The following is a 20,234-nucleotide window of genomic DNA, read 5'->3' on the forward strand; positions in this document are numbered from 1 at the left end:
GCGCGTGACGGACCAAAATGAACCAACCACACCATCCACCGGCGAAGCGCCTCCGGCGTCGGAGCCTGTGAAAGCAGCGAAGCAGGGCAGGCTAACTTCGCTCCGCCGCGACCCCAAGGGCTGGCTTGTCTTGCTGTTGGGCATTGGTGCACCTCTGGCATTTGTCGTTGCCGCAGCCGGCGGTGGTATCGGTTTGTGGGGCTGGCAAGCTGGTCTGGCGGCGCTGCCGTGGATTGCGTTGACGGCGGTTCTTACCCTCATTCTTGCGATCGTCTTTATCATCCTAAATCGCCGCAAGGGGCAAAAAACCCGCTGGCCTTTATTGGGGCTGGGTTTGCTCGGTTCACTGGGTTTCCTGGCATTTCTGATACCCTATGTTTCGGCCATTCTGACGCTGCCGGCGATTCATGACATCACCACCAATCTTGCCGATCCGCCTCAGTTCAGCGCGCTCACTCTCCGCGCCGATAATTGGGACAATATTCCGGGTGCGGACGACAGCGACATGCGCGGCATGAACCCGCGCCAGCGCTGGGCGACGGTGCATCAGGACGCCTACCCGGACATCCGCTCGGTACGCATTGATCAACCGGTCGCCGTGGTGATCGAGAAAGCCCAACGGCTGGCAGAAGATCGCGGCTGGAAAATCATCAGCATTGATCCCGCAGCGGGTCATCTTGAAGCAACCGACACGATCTCGCTGTTCCGGTTCAAGGATGATGTCGTTATTCGCGCCCGTGCGGCGGAAAATGGTGCCGCCAGTATCATCGATATGCGTTCGGTCAGCCGCGTCGGCGTGCACGATATCGGGGCTAACGCGAAGCGTGTCCGCCGGTTTCTCAGCGACCTTTCAGGAACCACGACCACAGCATCGGAATAGGCTGTTTGCGGCGGAGAGTTATTTGGTCGGCGTCAGCTTGAGCATCCGGCCATTTTCGCCATCTTCGAGAATATAGATCGCGCCATCTGGGCCCTGTTCGACCTCGCGGATACGGTTATTCATGATGAATCGATCGGCTTCCTTGGCCGTGTCTCCGTCGAAACTGACACGGATCAGTGACTGACTGGCGAGGCCGCCAATGAATGCGCTCCCTTGCCATGCGGGAAATAACTTGCCGGAATAAAAGATCAGTCCGCCTGGTGCGATTGTTGGTACCCATGCCACTTTTGGCGCTTCGAATTCCGGGCGGGTGCTATGATTGGGGATTTTCTTGCCATCGTAATGATTGCCTTCCGATACGATCGGATAGCCATAATTGGCGCCGCGCTGGACCAGATTCAGTTCATCGCCATCGCGAGGGCCCATTTCCTGGTTCCAAAGGCGTCCTTTGCTGTCAAAGGCGAGGCCCAAAATATTGCGGTGGCCGAGCGACCAGATTTCCGGAAGCGCGCCTTCCTTGTCGACGAAGGGATTGTCTTTGGGGACAGTTCCGTCGGGATAAAGTCTGACGATCTTGCCAAGATTGGATGCCATATCCTGTGCTGGATCGAATTTTTGCCGATCGCCGGAGCCGATGAACAGATATTGGCCATCCGGTGAAAAAGCGATCCGGTGCGAATAATGCCCGCCGCCGGTTACTTTCGGTTTCTGGGTCCAGATCGTCTTCAGGTTTTTCAATGCCGGTTTCGAACCGGATAGATCAAGCTTTGCACGACCGACCACGGCACCGCGGGTATCATCTTCTCCCGCTTCCACCCAGCTCAAATAGACCATTTGACTGGTCGCAAAATCCGGCGCGAGCACGATATCGCCGAAGCCGCCCTGTCCGCCATAGTCGACCTTGGGAACGCCGCTGATTTCGGTTTTCTGCCCCTTTGCATCGACCAGTTGCAATTTGCCCGCTTTTTCGCTGACCAGCATCCGGCCGTCGGGCAGGAATGTCATTGCCCATGGTTCATCAAAGCTGGCAATTTCATTTGTTTCAAAAGGCTTGCGGTCGATGGGAGAAATATCCGCCAGCGCCTGCGCTTCTGTTGTCGCGCCTCCGTTAGCCTGTGCGTTATCTCCGTTGGTGCAAGACACCGCCAGGATTGAAATTGCGAGTGGAAGTCCAATATTTCTCATGAGTTTCCCGTATTTTATCATCAAATCATTCCCATCCACCACTAGCAGCGAATATAGGGCAAGCGCCTGAATATTCCTAGGCAAAACCTAGGAAATTTGCCTTACTTCAGGGTCGTTCACAGCTTGCTTACCATTTTTGGTTAAAGCAGCCGCATGTTCGGACGAAAATCCAGAAGCGCTGATCCGCGGCCCCAGTCGGCTGTCTCCCATGGTGTGGGCGTAGCGGGGTTGATTGGGCTGGCTTCGTGGATTTTGATTGCGCGTCAATATGGTCTGGACGGGCCCTATTCCGCGCTTACCGCTTGTTTTGCTTGTGGATTGCCGATGGTGATATGGTCGCTGCTCAAGGACAAGGTACATTTGCGTCCGTCCACCGGAATCGACTGGCAAAATCCGAAATCGCTCAAAGAGATATTCGACATCAGCCTGGTGAAGTTGACTGGTCTCTGGGCGACATGGGGCATTATTGCCTCTATTTACGCGGTCGGGCGCTGGTACTGGACCGGACAATATCAATTCTCGATGCAGATGCTGGAGTTCGCCGCACCGTGGCTTTTCGTGCTTTCGATCCCTTATGTCCTGTTCATGGACCGCTATTTTATCGAGCCGCGTGACGGTGCCTGGCATTTCGGCCAGTTTCTGACCGGCCGGAACAACGAATTTGATCGCGAACAAATTTATCATCACCTGCGCGCCTGGGCGGTGAAGGGTTTCTTCCTCGCCTTCATGATTTCGATCGTGCCCGGTGGCTTTGGCGATCTCGTCCGACTTGAAATCAATGAACTTGCGGGCAATCCGGTAGCGATTGCACGCTGGCTGATCATAGCGATGTTCGTCGTCGATGTTCAGTTTGCGACGGTTGGCTATTTGCTGACGATGAAATCACTCGACTCTCATATACGCACCGCAAACCCTTATCTCGCAGGCTGGGTCGCGGCCCTGATGTGCTATCCGCCGTTTATCTTGATGGGCGATAACGGACCGCTCAACTATCATGTCAACACCGCCGACTGGTCATATTGGCTAGGCGGTCAGCCCACAATTCTTGCGATCTGGGGCGGCATTCTGGTTGTTCTCACCGCGATCTATGCGTGGGCTACAGTGGCTTTCGGTCTACGCTTTTCCAATCTCACCCATCGCGGGATATTGACCCACGGTCCCTATAGCTGGACCAAGCATCCTGCCTATGTCGCCAAAAATGCTTATTGGTGGCTGGCGAGTATGCCGTTTCTGGTGACCTCGGGCAGCTTCACTGATTTTGTCCGCAATACGGTGCTGATGGCGCTGGTCAGCGGGGTCTATTATTGGCGCGCCAAGACCGAAGAAAAACATCTGCTCGGCGATCCGAAATATAAGGATTATGCCGAATGGATGGACCGCAACGCGCCTATCCCGCGGTTGCTCAACTGGATCAAGCGGCGGATCGGCTGGTGGACCCCCGATCAGGGTCGCACACCGGACATCCAGCCAGCCGAATAGAATTGTCGTGGCCGTTCGGAGAGGCTAGTCAACGAGCATGACAGTGGTTGGTTCAGACGGAAAACACCGATGCTTTGGCGGACAGGCCGGCAAGGAATTTTACGGCGAATATCATGACGAAGAATGGGGCGTCCCGGTTCATGATGACCAGTTATTGTTCGAAAACCTGATCCTCGAAGGTGCTCAGGCTGGGTTGAGTTGGGAAACGGTGCTGCGCAAACGCGATGGCTATCGCTGCGCCTTTCACGGATTTGATGTCGGGCGTTGTGCAGTGATGGACGACGACGAACTGGAAGCGCTACGCGAAGATGCAAGCATCATTCGCAACCGGCTCAAGATCTATTCTGTGAGGAAGAACGCTCTGGTTTTTCTAGAAATCCAGAGAGAATTTGGTAGTTTCGATACTTGGCTCTGGAACCATCTTGGTGGTGCGCCGCCGGTCAACCGGCCGAGCCATTTTTCCGATATGGCGAGCACCTCGCCGATCAGTGACATAATCTCCAAAGCACTCAAGAAACGCGGCATGAGCTTTGTCGGCAGTACGATCATCTATGCCTATATGCAGGCCATCGGGATGACCGACGACCATCTCGCCGGATGCTGGAAAGCCTGATCAGCTCGGGTTCTTGAGATAGGCAATCATATCCGCGCGCTTCTGCGCGTCCGGTATGCCGGCAAAAATCATCTTGGTTTTCGGGATCACCCGCTGTGGCTTTTCGAGAAACTGGAAGAGTTTTTCTTCGGTCCAGGTGATGCCGCTTTGTGCGTTGGCGTCGGTATATCGGAAGCCTGCAACCGTACCGGCTTCACGGCCGACTATATTCGCGAGGGAAGGACCGACCCGGTTCATGCCGGGATCGACGACATGGCAGGTCCGGCACTGGGCGAAGCTCGATTTTCCGGATGCTGCATCACCGGTGAGGCTGGCATATTCTACTCCATCCAGTGTTGCGACGTCGTCAGCGGCTGGTCCGCCTGCTTCGACGGGAGACGGAACAGCTTCAGTCGCGCTTGGCGCTGGTTCATTGGTATCCGAGCCACCACCTGAGCAGCCTGCAGCCAAAACTGACAATGCGGCTATTGCAGTTACCGTTTTCATGCTGACCATATTCTATCCCAATCCATCGCTTTGATCATCTGCTCAATATCCTGATCGCTTACCGCAGATGGATATTAAATCAAATGTTCCTTTGGTGGAGGGTTGGAATATTTTGCGGCCTAGGCACTTACGTGACCGAGTCGGTAATAATGTCGCGCGCCGGATGTGCACGATCATATTGAAATCTGAAGCTATATCTGTTTTGTGAAGGGCCGGAAAACGTGAGCGATGATATGCATAGGGGGCATATTTACCAAGGCTCCGTTTTCCGGCGCAAACCTTTGGGTCGAAGGTGAAATCGGACATCGCCCAAGGAATAACGTTATAAACGCGGCGGTATTATATTGGTTCCACAGCGAATGATTTTTTTGCTCGGGAATGTGCATACCAGGACTCGGGATTCAGTCAGCTGCAAAAGCGGCCACAATCTCGGGAAGCACTGTCGGGTTTTCCATTTTCCGGAGTGCAGCAATCGCGTCGGCCACGACGAGATCATATTGAGCGACGGGCCCATCCAGCGAACAGGGCTTCGCGCCGATCGACCGCATCAGGCCGTAAGCTTTTTTGTTGCTGCGAAGGATGTCGACCCGCAAGTGCCTCAATCCTTCGCAATAGCAGTCGATAAACACGGTCAGCATCAATATTCTTGCGACGCCCTGACCATGATATTGGTCCAGTACGGTAATCGCAAACTCGCCGGCGTCGTCGGTTCGAGTTTCGCGAAAGACATGCGCGGCGGCAATGGGGGGGCGATCCTGCTCGCTCATATTGATCACGCCCCAGGCGAGATGATGGATTCCGTCGACGCTTGCCAATTTTTCGATAACGGACGGCGGCATCGTCTTAGATCCCGAGAAAAAGCGCAAATAGCGGCTCTGGTCGGACATTTGACTGATGCCTTTTTCGATCTGGGCGAGGTCGGAATGGCGAACGCGCCGCAGGCAGACGTGGGTACCATTGTCGAGTTTGACGTCGACCGACTGTATCTGATTTTGAAACGAAACGGTCTCGGTCATCGATCCATCCTTGATGTCTCCATACTCACGAGAGCGTGAGCCGGGCTTGGCCTCAAATTCGACCGGTTTCTGCAAAACTAGCATCAATCAATTCCCCGGTGAAGCTATTGCGAGTGATTCCTTGAACGTGTGCGTCATGTAGGGGAAAGGGATCTCTATGCCCGCGTCATCCAGTGCTCGTTTTACCGACCGGATTACCAGATCGCGGCTTTCGTGCATGTCGCGCTGGGCTGAACCGGACCACCAGCGCAGTTTGAAATCCACGGAACTGGAGTTAAATTCACAAGCGAATATATCGATCGGTTTCTCGCTATCGACGACATCAGCGGATTTCACGGCTTCGCCAATCACGGAGCGCGCCTGTTCGAGATCAGTGTCATAGGAAACGCCGACGACGACTTCGTGCCGTCGCTGCTGACGATCAGTCAGAATTTCGACGGGATTTTTGAAAAGGATTGAATTGGGGACGATCGTCAGTTCGTTGGACGGCTTCCTAATATGGGTTTCGCGCAGCAATATTTGTTCGACTCTTCCCTCGATACCATCGCATTTGACATAATCACCGATCCGCATCTTTTCGCGCGCCATGATCAATATGCCGGCGAGAAAATTCTCGAATATATCCTGAAAGGCAAAGCCGATTGCGACGGTCCCGATACCAAGGCCGGCAACCAGACTGCCCGGGGTCAAATCCGGCAACAGGATTGTGAGGGATACCAGCAAACCAACCGTCCAGATTGCGATCTTGACCAGCGTATCGACAAGTTCGCGCAATGAAGGGCGCATCGCGGTTTTTGCAGTTATCTTATCGGAAATTTTGGTAGCAAATTTTGCGACAATCCAGGTGAAGATCAGGAAGGTGATCGCGATAACCAGGCTCGGTAGCAGGCCGACTATGCTTTCCCACATCGATTGGAGTTGCGCGATCAGTATCTCGAGGGTGTTCAGCGATTTGTCGACTTGTTCATCCATTCGCTTCCAACGCGCACAGTCGAATATGGTTGCAGATCATGATGTCGAAGCAGACGCGAAGCAGTGACAAAGGACACCAGCTATCGCCTTTGCCACTGCTCGCAAGGTGAAGGAAGGTTGCGCTGGCAGGCCGCTTGTTCCGATCAATCCAATATTTAGCGGACCGTTACCGTCACAGCACGTCGATTCTTGCCCCATGATTGTTCATCCGACGCCAGGGCATCAGGACGTTCCTTGCCATAGCTGACGACCGATACTCTAGACAGTTCCACGCCCAGGGTAGAAAGATAGTTTTTCGCAGCATTTGCGCGGCGTTCGCCCAGAGCAAGATTATACTCGCGGGTCCCGCGCTCGTCGCAATGGCCTTCGACCCGGATCCGGACACTCGGATTGGCAAGCAGCCAAGCGGCCTGGCTGCGCAGAACTTCCTGATCGGCACTGTCCACATTGCTCCGGTCGGTATCGAAAAATATCCGGTCTGCGGCAACATTGGCCAAAAAGTCTTCTTGGCTGCCCTTGATCGGTCCGCTGGAAGACTGGTTGTAATCCGCATTGTCTCCGGGCGCAGGCGGCAGGCCTTGCGGCGCTTTCTTGCTACAGGCAGATAGAGACAGGGCTGCAACGAGCAGAGGCATGGACAGCAGTTTTAGCGAAATAGGATAATTGGACATGGGACAACCTTTTTACTGTTACCCGTGCCTCATAGGTGTTTTTTCCAACAGCAATTACTACGGATTTCATATGCGCTAGACATCGAAGGCGCATATGAAATCCATTGTAACGGCCGCGGCTGACTTATCATAGAAAGAGCGGGCCCTCTTCAGGGGCTTTATGAACAAGTAGAAGTCCCTCTGCGATGACGCGGGCAATCGCCTGCCCCGACGATGCCCGCGTCATCCAATCTTCAATGTTCAGATTCAATATCCAGTCGATAGCCAACGCCGGGTTCGGTCAGCAGATATTCCGGTTGCGATGAATCATATTCCAGCTTTTGACGAATGAGGGCCATATAGCTGCGCAAATATTGGGTATCGACATTGGGGTCATTCCATCCGGCCAGCAATAGCTGACGATGGGTGACGACCTGTCCCGCATGACGCGCCAATGTTTCCAGCAGATCAAACTCCTTGGGCGAAAATTTGATTTCCTGATCCATCAGGACAACTTTCCGTTTGAGAAAATCGATTGATAATTGACCGGATCTGAATTCCTGACTTTTGACGGCCTCGTTTTTCAAGCGCCGGACTGCAGCCCGGATGCGCGCCAAGAGCTCCTCGATATTGAATGGCTTGTTGATAAAGTCATCGGCCCCCTGATCCAGTGCAGCGACCTTTTCCGCTTCCTGATGGCGGGCGGACAGGATGAGGATCGACAGGGCGTTGAAGCTCAGCAGTTTCGAGATGATCTCCTTGCCATCGGCATCGGGCAAGCCGAGGTCGAGCAAGATGATATCGAACACGGTGTCTTTCGCCTTTTTCAACGCTTCGGCGGCGGTTCCTGCTGACTCTACGCTATAGCCTTGTGCGGTTAATACAGGCTGCAGTGATCGGATAAGGGCGGTCTCATCATCGACCAACAATATTTTCGCGTTCATTTACCAATGCTTTCTGATGTCGTTGACGTAGCCGGAAGCTTCACGATTATTTTGGTTCCTTTGCCTTTTTCCAAGGGGCTATGCGCGGAGATATTGCCACCAAAGGCCTGCGCAAATCCCGATGCGATGGAAAGGCCGAGGCCATGACCTTCTTTGCGAACATTTTCTGCCGAACGGTAGAATCGGTCAAATACTCTGCTGAGCTCGGATACCGGTATCCCGCAGCCCTGGTCAGAAATGGCGATCTCAACATGACCGGCCTGCTTGTGACCGGTGATCAATACCGGCGCAGCATCGGGGCTATACTGGATAGCATTTTCGAGAATATTGTAGAATAATTGCTCGAGCATGACCGGATTGGCTCGCACCGTGCAGGCGTCAAATGGCAGGGATTTGATGATTTCGCGCCCTCCATGATGGACTTTCACAGTGTTCACCGCCGATCCCAGCATTTCCACCAAATCCAGGCTTTCCAGCTGGTCCGGAGAAATGCCGGCTTGAAGCCTGCCGAGATTGAGCAGGTTGGTCGTATAGCGGTTCAGCCTCTCGCACTGGTCCTGGATGATCGTCAGCATATCTTTCCGGGAAGCTTCGGGCAGTTTTTCGCCGTAAGATATCAGGCTGGAAGCGGACGCGGATATCGCGGCCAGCGGGGTCCGCATGTCATGGGAAATTGACGATAGCAGCGCGGTCTTGAACTCTTCGGACCGACGCATGGCCTCCGCTTCCGATTTCTGGTGGAGCAGCACAAATCTGTCGATTGCCATGCTCAACAGGTTTAACACTGCGGCGAAATCTATCTTGCTCAGGCGCTTGGATTTCTGTGCATTCTGGTTGCAGATCAGCACCCCTACGCGGCGCTGCGATGACGACAGAAGATAGGCAATTTTCTGATCTTCAACATGCTGCAATTCTCCTCGTTCGATGGCTTGTTGTGCCTCTGCTAGCCAATGTTCCTTGCCTTTTACCGCGATCCATTCGTCTTCGCTGAGAGCATGTATTTCAAATTCCTGGGCTGAATCGAATATGCCGGTCTCCACGATTGCCCGGTCGATATCTTCCAGATGCACTGCTGTCTGAAGCTGGTTGCTGATGTCGAGTAGCAGGTTGATTTTCTGCTGTGCAATCTCGGCAGCCCGGGCTCTGTCGTTGATCCGTCCCGCTAGCACACCTGACAAGAGCGCGCTTAGATTGAAGGCGAGTAGAGGGATATATTCGTCTGATGTGGTGACGCCGAAATCGAGCAAAGGCTCGCTGAAAAAGAAATTGTAGAAAAATGATGCGCCAATGCCCGCGAGCAAGCCGCCTCGAAGTCCGTTTACCGCGCCAATAATGGTCACCGCAGAAACATAGATCAGGGCGGCGCTGATCGGCCGATCGGCATTCTGTGCGATGTATGTTGCCAAGGTCCCTGCGACAAAGACCGCAAGACCGACGAAGAAAGAAAAATAGCCTCGCGCGCTATCCGGGGATCGCCGTTCGAACATTATCGGGATTTTGCTGAGCATTGGTAGTTCCATCCGGATATCATAGCGGAGAATCCGGAAAGCGGCATGCACGGATTTTCTATGGTGCCTGCTCACGAACCTCTTCGCATCGAGACCCTGTTCTATTCACCATGATCTCCGCGACCACTGGGCCAATCGTGGCAGTGTCGGACAAGCTCCTCTCAGTCCCAGGCGGATTGGAATCTGGCTTTGCCACCAATCAGATCGGCGACGGTAAATCCGTCGAGATGCCGCATGAAGGCCTCGACGCTGTCGGCTAGGATATGCCGCAAACCACAAACCGGGGTGATGACGCAGCTGTTGCTGGCCTTGTCGAAACATTCGACAAAGTTTCCGGAATCTTCGAAACGGCGGACGACCTTGCCGACATTGATTGCGTCGGCTGGCTGATTCAGCAGCAATCCGCCGCTGCGACCCCGGACGCTGTCAACAAAACCCTCCGCGACCAATCGTTGGGCAACCTTCATCATATGATTTTTCGAGATGCCATATTGCCGAGCGATTTCGGTGATCGAGTGATGACCGTCATTGGCGGCCAGATACATTAAAGTGCGCAACGCATAATCGGTCTGTACGGATAATCTCATAAAAGATGCATATCATATATTGCTATTAGCTGCCAAGCGGTATAAATAATGCATATGAAATACACATTATCGGAGTCGGGATCATGACCGAAGGCAGCTATGCCGAACGCGCCAGAGCGAAAAAGATGGCTCAAGCCAATGCGCTTGGCATCGATGATGCTTTGATATCCAATCTCGTCGAGACTTTTTATGGCGCCATTCGCAGCGATGAACTGCTCGGACCGATCTTCTTGTCCCATGTTGCCGACTGGACGCCGCATCTCGCGCGGATGAAGGATTTCTGGGCGTCGGTAACGCTCGAGTCAGGCCGCTTTCGCGGCAATCCCATGCTCAAGCACATTGCCGTCGGCGGCCTCGACAATTTGCATTTCGACCGCTGGCTGGTGCTTTGGAACCAGACCCTCGACGATGTCGCACCCAATGATTCCGCCGCACAGGTTTTTCGCGAAGCCGCCGGGCGGATCGCCGACAGCCTGCTTACCGGTATCAAGGTCCAACGCGGCGGTCTGGACGCCATTTCCCGCTAAAAGGAGACACGATCATGTTGATGGATTTTCAAATGGAAGGTGGCCAGGCGATTTCCGCTGAAATCATGGCGGAAATGGAAGATGTGCCGGAAGGTTATCGCGCGCCATCGCATGAAGCCCGGACATTCGATCTACCCGCTTCGGTCTGGATCACGATGTTCATATCCTATGCTATCTTTTTTGCTGCTCTTTTTGTAGCAACCGGTCACGGCATCGCCGCCATATTCGCGCTGGTGGTCAGCATCGCTTATACCGTCATGTATTTCGGTACCGCCGCCGTTCTGAACAATGTCACCGCAGCCGAACGCAAGGCATTGCCACAGGATGGTCGAATTGGCGGGATAGAAACACAGACCGGGTGGATGAACAGCGCCGCCGCCAACGCACAGATTCTAACAGTGCCAATATTGCTGGCGGTCTTTGCCTGTGCCTTCGCCGTCATCAGGGCTGTGGTCTGATGGCCGGCGCATCCAAGTCCGTCGCTCCTTATGGTTCGTCACCGATATTCGACGAGCTCAGTCTACCTGATTCCCTGCGCAACAAGCACAGCACCAAGGATGGTACCTGGGGCTTGCTGCGCGTGCTGGAAGGCGAGGTGGAACTGGTGTTTATCGATCCGCGATCAAGGCGCCTTGTAACGGTCGATAGTCCCGCACCGATTCCTCCGCAGTCGCCGCATTTTGTCAATCTTGTCGGCCCGATGAAAATGCAGATTGAATTCTTTCATCAACATCCGCTGGGCGCGGATGATGCCGATCACTGACGTCACATAAACGAAAACACCGCGAAAACGGAGAAGGCCGCATAAGCTGCTTCATTTCTTAGCCGCACTGCTCTCAGGCGGGAAGCCCGAGCAGGCTGGCCGCTAGGCCTGATCGTGATAGGACTAGAATGAAAATAATGGTGACCCCTACGGGATTCGAACCCGTATTTCAGCCGTGAAAGGGCCGCGTCCTAACCCTTAGACGAAGGGGCCATACCAATTGCTGGTCAGCGAGCAACGGCCATTAGGGGGGCGTTGGACTTTGGTCAACCCTCTTTTAGCCGGTTTTTCCGGCCTATTTCCCGCTGCAGTGACAAAGGACCCTAGCTCGTTGTCTTCTGCGTACGGGTGATAGGCGTCGGGATAGCGATAAGGGTGTTGTCCTGGTCTGCTTTGGACCTCCCTTCAATCGGCCCAGGCGGCATCTTCCAGATGGATTTCCGCCGACGGGCGGCTGCCCCAGTCATCGATCTTGGCGCGGCCTGCTATCCACAATTTCCGCCCTCGCGGAGCATGGAGTAAAGCCTGGCCGAGATCACTTTCAGCAGCGCGAAATGCGATTGTTTTGATCGATGCGCCGTCATCGCCGGCGACGATCATCCGGACATGGTCGGTTCCGACAATATCGCATTTGATGATTCGCACCGGACCAGTGACAATGCGCGGAGCAGGCCAACCCATGCCATAGGGGCCAGCGCCGTCCATCGCTTCGACGATTGTCGGGTTGACGCCTTTGGGGGAGAGCAAAGCATCGACCAACAGGGCCTTGCCATCCTGAGCCTTGCCGACGCTGTCCGCGAGCCGGTCGTTGAGAAATTCGGAAAAGGCATCCACCTTGTCCGCCTCTATGGTGATGCCCGCTGCCATAGCGTGGCCGCCGCCGGCGATGAGCAAGCCACTGTCCTTGGCGGCGATGATCGCAGCGCCGAGATCGATGCCGGAAATCGAACGGCCGGAGCCTTTACCGATTCCCTCTTCGTCCAGCGCGATGATGATCGCCGGACGGTTCAGCTTTTCCTTGATCCGCCCTGCTACGATCCCGATGACCCCGGGATGCCAGCCCTTGGCAGAAAGCACCGCTACGGCCTGATTCTGCTGCGAGGAACACATGGCGTCGGCTTCCTCGAGCACATGGGCTTCGATCGCGCGGCGTTCCTGATTGAGATGGTCTAGTTCGGCGGCGATGGCCTGCGCTTCCTCGGGATCTTGTGTGATCAGCAATCGCACGCCGAGATCGGATTTGCCGACTCGTCCGCCAGCGTTGATCCGTGGACCCAAAGCAAAGCCGAGGTCGGAGCATATCGGTGCGCGTTTGAGCCGACTGGCATCAATCAGAGCCGAAAGGCCGACATTCTGGCGTCCTGCGAGGACCTTGATACCCTGCGCGACAAACGCGCGATTCAGGCCGCGCAGCTGGGCCACGTCGGCCACAGTGCCCAAGGCAACAATATCCAGCAGCTCGAGCAACTTGGGCTCGGCTCGATCGGCGAAGAAACCCTGCTTGCGAAGCGTTCTGACAAGCGCCGCGCCGAGCAGGAACGCCATGCCGACGGCCGCGAGATGGCCATGTTCGGCGCCGGCTTCGCTTTCGTCCAGCCGGTTGGGATTGACCAGTGCCAGCGCCTTGGGGAGTTCCACCGCACATTTGTGATGGTCGACGACAATCACTTCGACACCGGCCTGATGCGCCATGTCGAGCGCTTCAAAGGCCATTGCCCCGCAGTCAACCGTGACCACCAGATTGCTGCCCTGCTCGCCGAGCCTGACTAGGGCCTCGCCGGACGGGCCATAACCCTCCATCAAGCGGTCGGGGATATAATAGCCGGCCTCAAGTCCAAGGTCTCTCAGCACCCGGATCAGCAAGGCTGCGCTGGTTGCGCCATCGACATCATAGTCGCCGAAGATCGTGACCTTTTCCTGATTTTTGATAGCGAGAGCGAGGCGATCCGCCGCCACATCCATATCCTGAAAGACCGAGGGATCGGGCATGAAACCCCTGATTGTCGGGTCTCGGTTGACCTCGAGCGTTTCGCGACTAGCGCCCCGCGCAAGCAATAACTGGGTTACCAGATCATCCGGCTGAAATCCGGGATCGCGCGCGTCGGCGCTGGTGCTGCGCCAGCGCCAGCTTTGGCCGGACAGGGAGTTTTCGACATTCAATACTGCGTTCATGGCCGGTGCTATGCGTGAAAGCTGAGGCGCTGACAATCGGTCTGTTGCTTGCTAGAGGCTGGATGATGAAAAAGCTTCTGATCGTCTATTATAGCTATACCGGCGGTACCGCCCAAATGGTCGAGGCTGCCGCAACGGCCGGGCAGGGCGAGGATGGCACCGCTATATGCGTCATTCGTGCGGAAGACTGCCAGCCGGACGACATGTTGTCCGCCGACGGCTATATCTTCGCGACCCCGGAAAATCTCGCGGCGATTGCCGGGGTGATGAAGGCATTTTTCGACCGCTGCTATTATCCCTTGCTCGGCAAGATCGAAGGGAGACCTTATGCGGCGATGATTTGCGCTGGATCCGACGGGACGAATGCCAAAGCACAATTGGAGCGTATCGCCACCGGCTGGCGGCTCAAGAAAGTGATTGATACACTCATAATCTGCACCCATGCGCAAACCGAAGAGGCGATATTGGCGCCAAAGACCATCCCGCAAGTCGATTGCAATCGATGCGCGGAGACCGGGGCCACTTTGTCGGCCGGACTGGCCATAGGGGTCTTCTAGATCAGTTTGCCGACCCGTTCCTGCAAAACCGGGATCACATCCGCCTCAAACCAGGGGTTGGCCTTGAACCAGCGAATATTGCGCGGGCTGGGGTGGGGCAGGGGCAAATGGCCGGGCCAGAATTCCTGCCAGCGTTGGACGGTTTCAGTGAGGGTTCTGGATTTTTTCTCCCCAAGATGCCAGTCCAGAGCATATTGGCCGAGCATTAGAGTGAGTTTTACGTTCGGCAATGCCTGCATTAGCGGCTCTCGCCAGGCCGAAGCACATTCCGGTCGGGGTGGCAGGTCGCCACCTTTGCCGGTTCCGGGAAAGCAGAAACCCATCGGAATGATCGCGAATAGACGCGGATCGTAGAACTGGTCTTCGGTTACGCCGAGCCATTGCCGCAGCCGCTTGCCGCTAAGATCATCAAAGGGCCGACCTTTTTCGTGAGTCTTGCTGCCTGGTGCCTGTCCAACGATCAGGATCTGCGCCGCCCTGTCCGCTTGTAACAATGGCTTGGGTCCCAAGGGCAGTCCGGAACAGATCGTACAGGCACGGACCTGACCGAGCAGATTTGTCAGTGGATCGGAACCACTCGCCGTCATTCTGCCCGGCGGCAAATCGCTAGATGATCAGGCTTCTCGCCTTTGGGAATCGGCGGGAGGATAAAGACATGCGCAAGATGCGTTGCCTGGCGCCCTTCAGGCTTTCTTTTGCCGTTAACTGCGGCCGCAAAGTCCCGACAAGCGGGCGCGCTCACCAGATAGTTGCTGTGGCCGCTACGGCCCCGGCTGATCGCGGTGGTGTCGATTATGGTCAAAGCCGCCTTGTCGACTGCCTCCGCATATGTGGGATGTCTTGCATAGCATCGTTCGGGCAGGTTTTTGGCCTTGAGGTCGGCTGCTTCAAATGGATCGAAACATCTGGGGTAACCGAGGCGGGGGTAGCCATGAATGCCATCCGATAGAGACAGGGCCCGATCATTTATCGATGCGTAAACGGTAATTCTCCGGTCGTTTCGCACGCGCCGATCCGACAATATCTCTTCGGCAATGTCGCGTTCAAAATCTTGCGTGTCGACATCCGGCGAGACGAGAATGATGTTCGAAATGACGCTCGAATCGCTATTGGACACATTGCGGTCAACAAATTCCACCGAGGGCAAAACCAGTCTTGCGCCCAGCGAGTGGGAAACGAGAACAATTTCCTTGGTGGATTTGAGCTGCGCCAACTGCATCAGGAATTTGCGAAAATTGCGTTCGTCCCAGTACATATTGGTTTCATCGACGGGATATTTGAGCAACGCATTTTGCGAAGGCCAGCTGTATTGAATGACGGGCCCTGCAAAGTTAGCCAGTCGCGCGATCTGGGCCGTGTCTCGCGAACTTGTGTAAAATGTCTCTTTGTAGCCATGAACGTAAAGTAGAACGCGACCGTCAGCGGCGGTCATCTGCTCGGCAAGTCCCGTCCACCACTGTTGTGTGTCAGTGAATGTCAGCGCAACCTTGCGCTCTGCTTCGTCCGCTTCTTCTGCCACGTTTCGAGGATCTGCAAAACGACCGTAACGTACTTTGTCACCGCGGTGATTGAGCAGGCTGATATTTTCGGTGAGGCAGTCCGGCAGGCGGCTAGTGACAAAGAAAAAGGGCTTGTCACTAATGCCCGCGGAACTCGTTGCCGGTGGATTGCATCGTTCTGGCGCTACATAGGCGGAATGCGGTATCTTGCCATAGTCTACCGGCGTCACACAGCCGGCGATCAACCAAGGCAGAGCCAGGATTGACCATCTAGCCCCATTGGCAAATCGCCTTAGCGGCGCCAGGCTTGGAACTCTCATTTTCAGGTCTTGCGATGTTCGCTCTTCACCCAGCGTACGGTGCCGGACGAAGCGCGCATCACAACGCTTTCCGTCGTCATTTTTCCGCCGCGCAGTTTCTTGACGCCTTCCAGCAGCGAACCGTGGGTTACGCCGGTGGCGGCAAAGATCACATCGCCCTTGGCCAATTCCTTCAGGTCGTAGATTTTGTCGAGATCTTCAATGCCCCATTTATAGGCACGCTGGCGCTCATCGTCGTTGCGGAACAACAGGCGTCCTTTGAACTGGCCACCAACACAGCGCAGCGCAGCTGCCGCGAGCACGCCTTCCGGTGCGCCGCCGCTACCCATATACATATCAACGGTCGTGTCTTCGTCGGACGTTGCGATCACGCCGGCAACATCGCCATCGGGAATCAGCATGATTCCACAACCGATCCCGCGCAATTCTGATATAATCTTGTCATGCCGCGGACGGTCGAGAACGCAGACGATGATTTCAGCCGGCGCAACGCCCTTCTCCTTGGCGACGGCTTCGACATTTTCGGTCACCGATTTGTTAAGATCGATGATACCGGGTGAATAGCCAGGCCCGACAGCCAGTTTTTCCATGTAGACATCAGGAGCGTTCAGCAGGTTGCCCTTTTCCGCGATAGCGAGGACGGCCAGTGCATTGGCGCCTGCCTTGGCGGTGATGGTCGTGCCTTCCAGCGGATCGAGCGCGATATCGATGGCCGGCGCTTCGCCTTCACAGCCGCGCCCGACTTTCTCGCCGATAAAAAGCATCGGAGCCTCGTCCCGTTCGCCTTCTCCGATAACTACCGTGCCGCATATATCCAACTCGTTCAGCGCCGCGCGCATCGCTTCTACAGCGGCGGCATCAGCCGCTTTTTCGTCACCGCGACCGATCAGGTTGGCTGCGGATATGGCCGCCGCTTCGGTAACGCGTACCATTTCCATGACGAGTACGCGGTCCAATATTTGGCTTGCTTCGGGCATATTGTGGAGTAGTCCTTCTATAGGGTAATTTTGAACTCTCGATAGGGGAGCGATATTACAATGTCGAGACAGGTTTTGCTGATCTCTTTACTGGTCCCATCACCCGTGATGGGGCAGGCGCCGTTGCCCGATGACCGGACTCGTGCGTTGGTGGAAAACGCTCGGCAACTGGTAGCTGTCGATGCCGACGGCTGCCTTGTCCACCAGACCAGCGATGAGATTGTAGTCTGCGGCACCTCTGAAATCGATCGAGAGCAGCGCCTGCCATTTCCGGAACTAGCCGGACCCAATCAAAATCGGGGGCCGCAGCGCGGGGAAATTCCGGCGGCGAATTCGTCCCGTGTCGTTTCTGGAAGCTGCGGAGTTTCGCTGCAGGATAGAAACTGCTCTATCGAACGGCTAAAATCGGTTGTCGGTAACGGAAAAAGCGGTCGCATACTGGACGGATTGCAAAAGATCCTCGGGGATGAGAATGCGGATGTCCCGACCAAAGACTATCAACAGCAATTTCGTGACGGCGTTCTAACCGGAGACTGATCAGTCCTGATCGCTCAGCAAATGCATCACGACCGGAGTCGCCTTCAAGCTGGTCGAGCTCGACAGGGCAGCAAGGCCCAATGAGACGTCCCGCTCGCGACTATCATGCGTTACCATGGAGATCAGCACCGATCCTTCTGCGGCTTTCTCGGTCTGGATGAGGCTCTCGATCGATACGTTGGCGTCGCGCATGGCTGCGGTGATTTCAGCCAAGACACCCGGCTTGTCAGCGACGATGAACCGAATGTAGCTTTTGCCTATCCGGTTTCCGCTCTCGGCCCGCTCGCATGGTTCCATCTTGCTCGCCGGCGCGGCAAATACGGTGCCGGCATCGCCTCGGGCAATGTCAATCAGGTCAGCGACGACCGCAGAGGCGGTCGGTCCTTCACCGGCACCCGCTCCTTGAAACATCAGACGACCGGAAAAATTGCCTTCGGCAACCACCGCATTGGTCGAACCTTCAATATGGGCTAGCGGATGCCCTTCGGGCACCAGATAGGGGGTAACGCGCTGGAATAATTTCCCGTCATCGATCCGGGCCATGCCGAGCAGGCGGATGCGATAGCCCAGCGCCTTTGCCTGGCCGATATCTGCCGCCATGATATGACGAATCCCGTCAATTTCCACGCCTTCGAAATCGAGTGCCTTGCCAAAGGACAGTGCTGCCAAGATCGCCAATTTATGGGCTGCATCTACGCCATCAATATCAAAACTTGGATCCGATTCGGCATAGCCGATTTCCTGGGCGTCCTTCAGGACGTCGTCAAAGGCGCGGCCGTGTTTTTCCATTTCGGTGAGGATATAATTACATGTGCCATTGAGAATACCGTAAACCCGCTCGATCTTGTTGGCCGAAGCACCGTCGCGCAGTCCTTTGATCACAGGTATTCCGCCGGCGACCGCTGCTTCATATCTTAGCGACAGATTCCCGTTTTCGGCCGCCTTGGCCAGCTCCATCCCGTGATGGGCGATCATGGCCTTGTTGGCAGTAACGAACGACTTGCCCGCTGCCAGACTTTTACGCGCTAGTTCCAGCGCTGTGCCGTCGGAGCCGCCGATCATTTCGACAACGCAATCAATATCGTCAAGCGCCGCGAGTTCTTCAGGCTGGTCGAACCAGGGATATGCGGCCAGATCGATTCCGCGATCACGGTTCCGGTCGCGCGCGGAAATGGCGGATACAATGATCGGACGGCCGGCCCGCTGTGCGATCATGGCGCCATTTTCTTCGATTAACCGAATAACACCGGTTCCTACGGTGCCTAGTCCAGCGAGCGCGATGCGTAGCGGAGCGGTCATGGTCATAAGCCTCTTTAAATTGCGAGTGAGATTGTTGGCGCCTTATTAGCGCCGCCATGAGCGAATGCCAGAACTAGTTCTGCTGCTTCAGGGTTGTCGTGATCTCGGGCAGTTGCCAAGGTCGCGCAGAACCAGCCGATAATCGCTTTGCGCCTGCCGGGCGTTGGCAGCGATGTCGCTGGTCAGCGAGGCGGCGGGCAATTGCGCGGGAAGAAAGCAAGCCAACCGGTACCACAGCAGGCTGTTTCTGACCGGCGCGCGCGCTGCCTCATCGACAATCTCGCCAAGGGACACGGCCCAGAATTTTTGCTGGCCGTCGCGTTTCAGCACAGTGATCGAAATGGGGGACCCGGTTTCGGTTTCCATGAATATCTGGGTTTCACCTTCGCCAATGATAGTGCCCGGCACGTGAAAAGCGCTGGCGATCCGCGAAATGGCGGGCGGTGCGTCGCGGTCGACCAGTTCGCGGACCAGAGAGCGGACCCTCTGTTCGCGAACTTCTGACCAGGCGATCTGTCCATCCTCAGCTATTAATTGTATATTGTCGCCGCCGCTCGACGGACGACGAGCGAATATAATGAATGGCTGTTTCTTGATTTTGGGAGCCCGTCCCCGTGCATCAAGAGGCAAATCAATGACGTAACGAATCGTCTCTCCGACCCCGCCCTGACCGCGAATCAAAGCGTTGGTTGAAGCGATAATATAAAAGCGCTGGGTTCCCGGAGGCGCGTTTGGTGCCCTTTCCGGGTCGACTTTAATCGCTTGCTTAATTGTCGCATGAACGATGATCGGAGCGGCTGCGCTGAGGTCGGCGAGGTCTGCATATTGCAGCGGATCCGTGTCGCCCGGCGCTTGGGATAAAGCTGGAAACAACGCAATTTCGCTAAAAAGCAAGGTGAAGGCTAAAAATGTCAATGGGCGCATGATTTTCTCGGGAGCTGGATTTCAAGATGCTTGGTTTAAGGCCTATAGTGGGTCTTTAACAGCTTAATCGATGATGAACCAACAAAGCGATTGCCTGCGTGGAACTAGCACGTTAAAACAAATTTAAGATGGCTTTCATGCGAACGAAAAGCTGTCATTGGGACAACAAAGGTCGCGACGGTTTTTCAAGCCTCATGCCTTTGTAAAGGGCTTCAGCGATGAGGCATGCGACCTTGATGGGGAAAAAGGAGTTACATTTCTGAATGGCTTATGCTGACCAAGAGATGAGTTCGAGCAAGATTGTATCAATCTTTCTTGTCGTAATCATTCACCTGTTAC

At 55.3% G+C, this 20,234-nt stretch carries 22 protein-coding genes and 1 tRNA gene; 8 read left to right on the forward strand and 15 right to left on the reverse strand.

Annotation, left to right across the window (positions count from 1 at the left end):
* The first annotated feature begins 4 nt into the window (after positions 1 to 4).
* Positions 5 to 880 (forward strand): DUF1499 domain-containing protein, encoded by an 876-nt coding sequence (locus V7680_RS07305; RefSeq protein ID WP_335652629.1) that lies wholly within the window; start codon positions 5 to 7, stop codon positions 878 to 880.
* A gap of 18 nt (positions 881 to 898) precedes the next feature.
* On the opposite strand, the gene V7680_RS07310 is transcribed toward V7680_RS07305, so the two are convergent.
* On the reverse strand, positions 899 to 2,065 hold the full coding sequence (locus V7680_RS07310) for a PQQ-dependent sugar dehydrogenase (RefSeq protein WP_335652630.1): 1,167 nt from the start codon (positions 2,063 to 2,065) through the stop codon (positions 899 to 901).
* Between the two features lie 153 nt (positions 2,066 to 2,218).
* Between V7680_RS07310 and V7680_RS07315 the strand changes: the two genes are divergently transcribed.
* A complete protein-coding gene (locus V7680_RS07315) occupies positions 2,219 to 3,544 on the forward strand; it encodes a methyltransferase family protein (RefSeq protein ID WP_335652631.1) in 1,326 nt (441 codons plus the stop codon).
* A 43-nt stretch (positions 3,545 to 3,587) separates the two neighbouring features.
* Positions 3,588 to 4,157, forward strand: coding sequence for a DNA-3-methyladenine glycosylase I (locus V7680_RS07320; protein ID WP_335652632.1), 570 nt, complete (start codon positions 3,588 to 3,590; stop codon positions 4,155 to 4,157).
* On the opposite strand, the gene V7680_RS07325 is transcribed toward V7680_RS07320, so the two are convergent.
* The 7 genes from V7680_RS07325 to V7680_RS07355 all read right to left on the reverse strand — a co-directional run bounded on the left by V7680_RS07325 (position 4,158) and on the right by V7680_RS07355 (position 10,320).
* The gene (locus V7680_RS07325) at positions 4,158 to 4,652 is read right to left on the reverse strand and encodes a c-type cytochrome (RefSeq protein ID WP_335652633.1); all 495 of its coding nucleotides are present in this window, start codon (positions 4,650 to 4,652) and stop codon (positions 4,158 to 4,160) included.
* A 392-nt stretch (positions 4,653 to 5,044) separates the two neighbouring features.
* The gene (locus V7680_RS07330; protein ID WP_335652634.1) at positions 5,045 to 5,659 is read right to left on the reverse strand and encodes a GNAT family N-acetyltransferase; all 615 of its coding nucleotides are present in this window, start codon (positions 5,657 to 5,659) and stop codon (positions 5,045 to 5,047) included.
* An 87-nt stretch (positions 5,660 to 5,746) separates the two neighbouring features.
* Entirely contained in the window at positions 5,747 to 6,631 is an 885-nt protein-coding gene (locus tag V7680_RS07335; protein ID WP_335652635.1) for a mechanosensitive ion channel family protein, read from the reverse strand.
* A 155-nt stretch (positions 6,632 to 6,786) separates the two neighbouring features.
* A complete protein-coding gene (pal, locus tag V7680_RS07340; protein WP_335652636.1) occupies positions 6,787 to 7,302 on the reverse strand; it encodes a peptidoglycan-associated lipoprotein Pal in 516 nt (171 codons plus the stop codon).
* A gap of 233 nt (positions 7,303 to 7,535) precedes the next feature.
* Positions 7,536 to 8,225, reverse strand: coding sequence for a response regulator transcription factor (locus V7680_RS07345; protein ID WP_335652637.1), 690 nt, complete (start codon positions 8,223 to 8,225; stop codon positions 7,536 to 7,538).
* A complete protein-coding gene (locus tag V7680_RS07350) occupies positions 8,222 to 9,733 on the reverse strand; it encodes a sensor histidine kinase (protein ID WP_335652638.1) in 1,512 nt (503 codons plus the stop codon). Before V7680_RS07350 ends, V7680_RS07345 begins: the two co-directional genes overlap by 4 nt.
* A gap of 161 nt (positions 9,734 to 9,894) precedes the next feature.
* On the reverse strand, positions 9,895 to 10,320 hold the full coding sequence (locus tag V7680_RS07355) for an RrF2 family transcriptional regulator (RefSeq protein ID WP_335652639.1): 426 nt from the start codon (positions 10,318 to 10,320) through the stop codon (positions 9,895 to 9,897).
* A gap of 83 nt (positions 10,321 to 10,403) precedes the next feature.
* On the opposite strand from V7680_RS07355, the gene V7680_RS07360 reads away from it, so the two are divergent.
* The 3 genes from V7680_RS07360 to V7680_RS07370 are packed head-to-tail and all read left to right on the forward strand — an operon-like array spanning position 10,404 to position 11,610.
* A complete protein-coding gene (locus V7680_RS07360; protein WP_335652640.1) occupies positions 10,404 to 10,847 on the forward strand; it encodes a group III truncated hemoglobin in 444 nt (147 codons plus the stop codon).
* Between the two features lie 14 nt (positions 10,848 to 10,861).
* Positions 10,862 to 11,305 carry a hypothetical protein gene (locus V7680_RS07365; protein ID WP_335652641.1) on the forward strand — a complete coding sequence of 148 codons (444 nt, stop codon included), beginning with the start codon at positions 10,862 to 10,864 and terminating at the stop codon, positions 11,303 to 11,305.
* A complete protein-coding gene (locus V7680_RS07370) occupies positions 11,305 to 11,610 on the forward strand; it encodes a DUF1971 domain-containing protein (protein ID WP_335652642.1) in 306 nt (101 codons plus the stop codon). The genes V7680_RS07365 and V7680_RS07370 overlap by 1 nt, the downstream gene beginning before the upstream one ends.
* A 138-nt stretch (positions 11,611 to 11,748) precedes the next feature.
* Here the strand turns inward: V7680_RS07370 and V7680_RS07375 are convergent.
* Both V7680_RS07375 and recJ read right to left on the reverse strand, forming a co-directional pair.
* Positions 11,749 to 11,823: transfer RNA gene (locus tag V7680_RS07375), tRNA-Glu, on the reverse strand.
* Positions 11,824 to 12,015: 192 nt separating this feature from the next.
* Complete coding sequence (gene recJ, locus V7680_RS07380) at positions 12,016 to 13,782, reverse strand: single-stranded-DNA-specific exonuclease RecJ (RefSeq protein WP_335652643.1); 1,767 nt, start codon at positions 13,780 to 13,782, stop codon at positions 12,016 to 12,018.
* A gap of 62 nt (positions 13,783 to 13,844) precedes the next feature.
* Between recJ and V7680_RS07385 the strand changes: the two genes are divergently transcribed.
* Positions 13,845 to 14,339, forward strand: a complete 495-nt coding sequence (locus V7680_RS07385; RefSeq protein ID WP_335652644.1) for a flavodoxin family protein — start codon at positions 13,845 to 13,847, stop codon at positions 14,337 to 14,339.
* On the opposite strand, the gene V7680_RS07390 is transcribed toward V7680_RS07385, so the two are convergent.
* The 3 genes from V7680_RS07390 to glpX are packed head-to-tail and all read right to left on the reverse strand — an operon-like array spanning position 14,336 to position 17,135.
* Entirely contained in the window at positions 14,336 to 14,926 is a 591-nt protein-coding gene (locus V7680_RS07390; RefSeq protein WP_335652645.1) for a uracil-DNA glycosylase family protein, read from the reverse strand. The two genes, V7680_RS07385 and V7680_RS07390, sit on opposite strands and share 4 nt — an antisense overlap.
* Complete coding sequence (locus V7680_RS07395; protein ID WP_335652646.1) at positions 14,923 to 16,158, reverse strand: alpha/beta hydrolase; 1,236 nt, start codon at positions 16,156 to 16,158, stop codon at positions 14,923 to 14,925. The genes V7680_RS07390 and V7680_RS07395 overlap by 4 nt, the downstream gene beginning before the upstream one ends.
* A 2-nt stretch (positions 16,159 to 16,160) precedes the next feature.
* Positions 16,161 to 17,135 carry a class II fructose-bisphosphatase gene (gene glpX / locus V7680_RS07400; protein ID WP_335652647.1) on the reverse strand — a complete coding sequence of 325 codons (975 nt, stop codon included), beginning with the start codon at positions 17,133 to 17,135 and terminating at the stop codon, positions 16,161 to 16,163.
* A 60-nt stretch (positions 17,136 to 17,195) separates the two neighbouring features.
* Here glpX and V7680_RS07405 point away from each other — a divergent pair, with 60 nt between their 5' ends.
* Positions 17,196 to 17,672: a hypothetical protein gene (locus V7680_RS07405; RefSeq protein WP_335652648.1), complete on the forward strand. Its 477-nt coding sequence runs from the start codon at positions 17,196 to 17,198 to the stop codon at positions 17,670 to 17,672.
* On the opposite strand, the gene V7680_RS07410 is transcribed toward V7680_RS07405, so the two are convergent.
* Entirely contained in the window at positions 17,673 to 18,971 is a 1,299-nt protein-coding gene (locus V7680_RS07410) for a homoserine dehydrogenase (RefSeq protein ID WP_335652650.1), read from the reverse strand.
* Between the two features lie 87 nt (positions 18,972 to 19,058).
* On the reverse strand, positions 19,059 to 19,844 hold the full coding sequence (locus V7680_RS07415; protein ID WP_335652649.1) for a hypothetical protein: 786 nt from the start codon (positions 19,842 to 19,844) through the stop codon (positions 19,059 to 19,061).
* Between the last annotated feature and the right edge of the window lie 390 nt (positions 19,845 to 20,234).

This window comes from Parasphingorhabdus sp. (assembly GCF_036963705.1).
Taxonomy (GTDB): Bacteria; Pseudomonadota; Alphaproteobacteria; order Sphingomonadales; family Sphingomonadaceae; genus Parasphingorhabdus.

Excerpts from the sequence above, each read along its gene's own strand:
- V7680_RS07315 (WP_335652631.1), top strand. The coding sequence starts at position 2,219 with ATGTTCGGACGAAAATCCAGAAGCGCTGATCCGCGGCCCCAGTCGGCT.
- V7680_RS07390 (WP_335652645.1), bottom strand. The coding sequence starts at position 14,926 with ATGACGGCGAGTGGTTCCGATCCACTGACAAATCTGCTCGGTCAGGTC.
- V7680_RS07365 (WP_335652641.1), top strand. The coding sequence starts at position 10,862 with ATGTTGATGGATTTTCAAATGGAAGGTGGCCAGGCGATTTCCGCTGAA.
- pal (WP_335652636.1), bottom strand. The coding sequence starts at position 7,302 with ATGTCCAATTATCCTATTTCGCTAAAACTGCTGTCCATGCCTCTGCTC.
- V7680_RS07330 (WP_335652634.1), bottom strand. The coding sequence starts at position 5,659 with ATGACCGAGACCGTTTCGTTTCAAAATCAGATACAGTCGGTCGACGTC.
- recJ (WP_335652643.1), bottom strand. The coding sequence starts at position 13,782 with ATGAACGCAGTATTGAATGTCGAAAACTCCCTGTCCGGCCAAAGCTGG.
- V7680_RS07385 (WP_335652644.1), top strand. The coding sequence starts at position 13,845 with ATGATGAAAAAGCTTCTGATCGTCTATTATAGCTATACCGGCGGTACC.
- V7680_RS07410 (WP_335652650.1), bottom strand. The coding sequence starts at position 18,971 with ATGACCGCTCCGCTACGCATCGCGCTCGCTGGACTAGGCACCGTAGGA.
- V7680_RS07350 (WP_335652638.1), bottom strand. The coding sequence starts at position 9,733 with ATGCTCAGCAAAATCCCGATAATGTTCGAACGGCGATCCCCGGATAGC.
- glpX (WP_335652647.1), bottom strand. The coding sequence starts at position 17,135 with ATGCCCGAAGCAAGCCAAATATTGGACCGCGTACTCGTCATGGAAATG.
- V7680_RS07360 (WP_335652640.1), top strand. The coding sequence starts at position 10,404 with ATGACCGAAGGCAGCTATGCCGAACGCGCCAGAGCGAAAAAGATGGCT.
- V7680_RS07310 (WP_335652630.1), bottom strand. The coding sequence starts at position 2,065 with ATGAGAAATATTGGACTTCCACTCGCAATTTCAATCCTGGCGGTGTCT.
- V7680_RS07335 (WP_335652635.1), bottom strand. The coding sequence starts at position 6,631 with ATGGATGAACAAGTCGACAAATCGCTGAACACCCTCGAGATACTGATC.
- V7680_RS07395 (WP_335652646.1), bottom strand. The coding sequence starts at position 16,158 with ATGAGAGTTCCAAGCCTGGCGCCGCTAAGGCGATTTGCCAATGGGGCT.
- V7680_RS07370 (WP_335652642.1), top strand. The coding sequence starts at position 11,305 with ATGGCCGGCGCATCCAAGTCCGTCGCTCCTTATGGTTCGTCACCGATA.
- V7680_RS07345 (WP_335652637.1), bottom strand. The coding sequence starts at position 8,225 with ATGAACGCGAAAATATTGTTGGTCGATGATGAGACCGCCCTTATCCGA.
- V7680_RS07325 (WP_335652633.1), bottom strand. The coding sequence starts at position 4,652 with ATGGTCAGCATGAAAACGGTAACTGCAATAGCCGCATTGTCAGTTTTG.
- V7680_RS07355 (WP_335652639.1), bottom strand. The coding sequence starts at position 10,320 with ATGAGATTATCCGTACAGACCGATTATGCGTTGCGCACTTTAATGTAT.
- V7680_RS07405 (WP_335652648.1), top strand. The coding sequence starts at position 17,196 with ATGTCGAGACAGGTTTTGCTGATCTCTTTACTGGTCCCATCACCCGTG.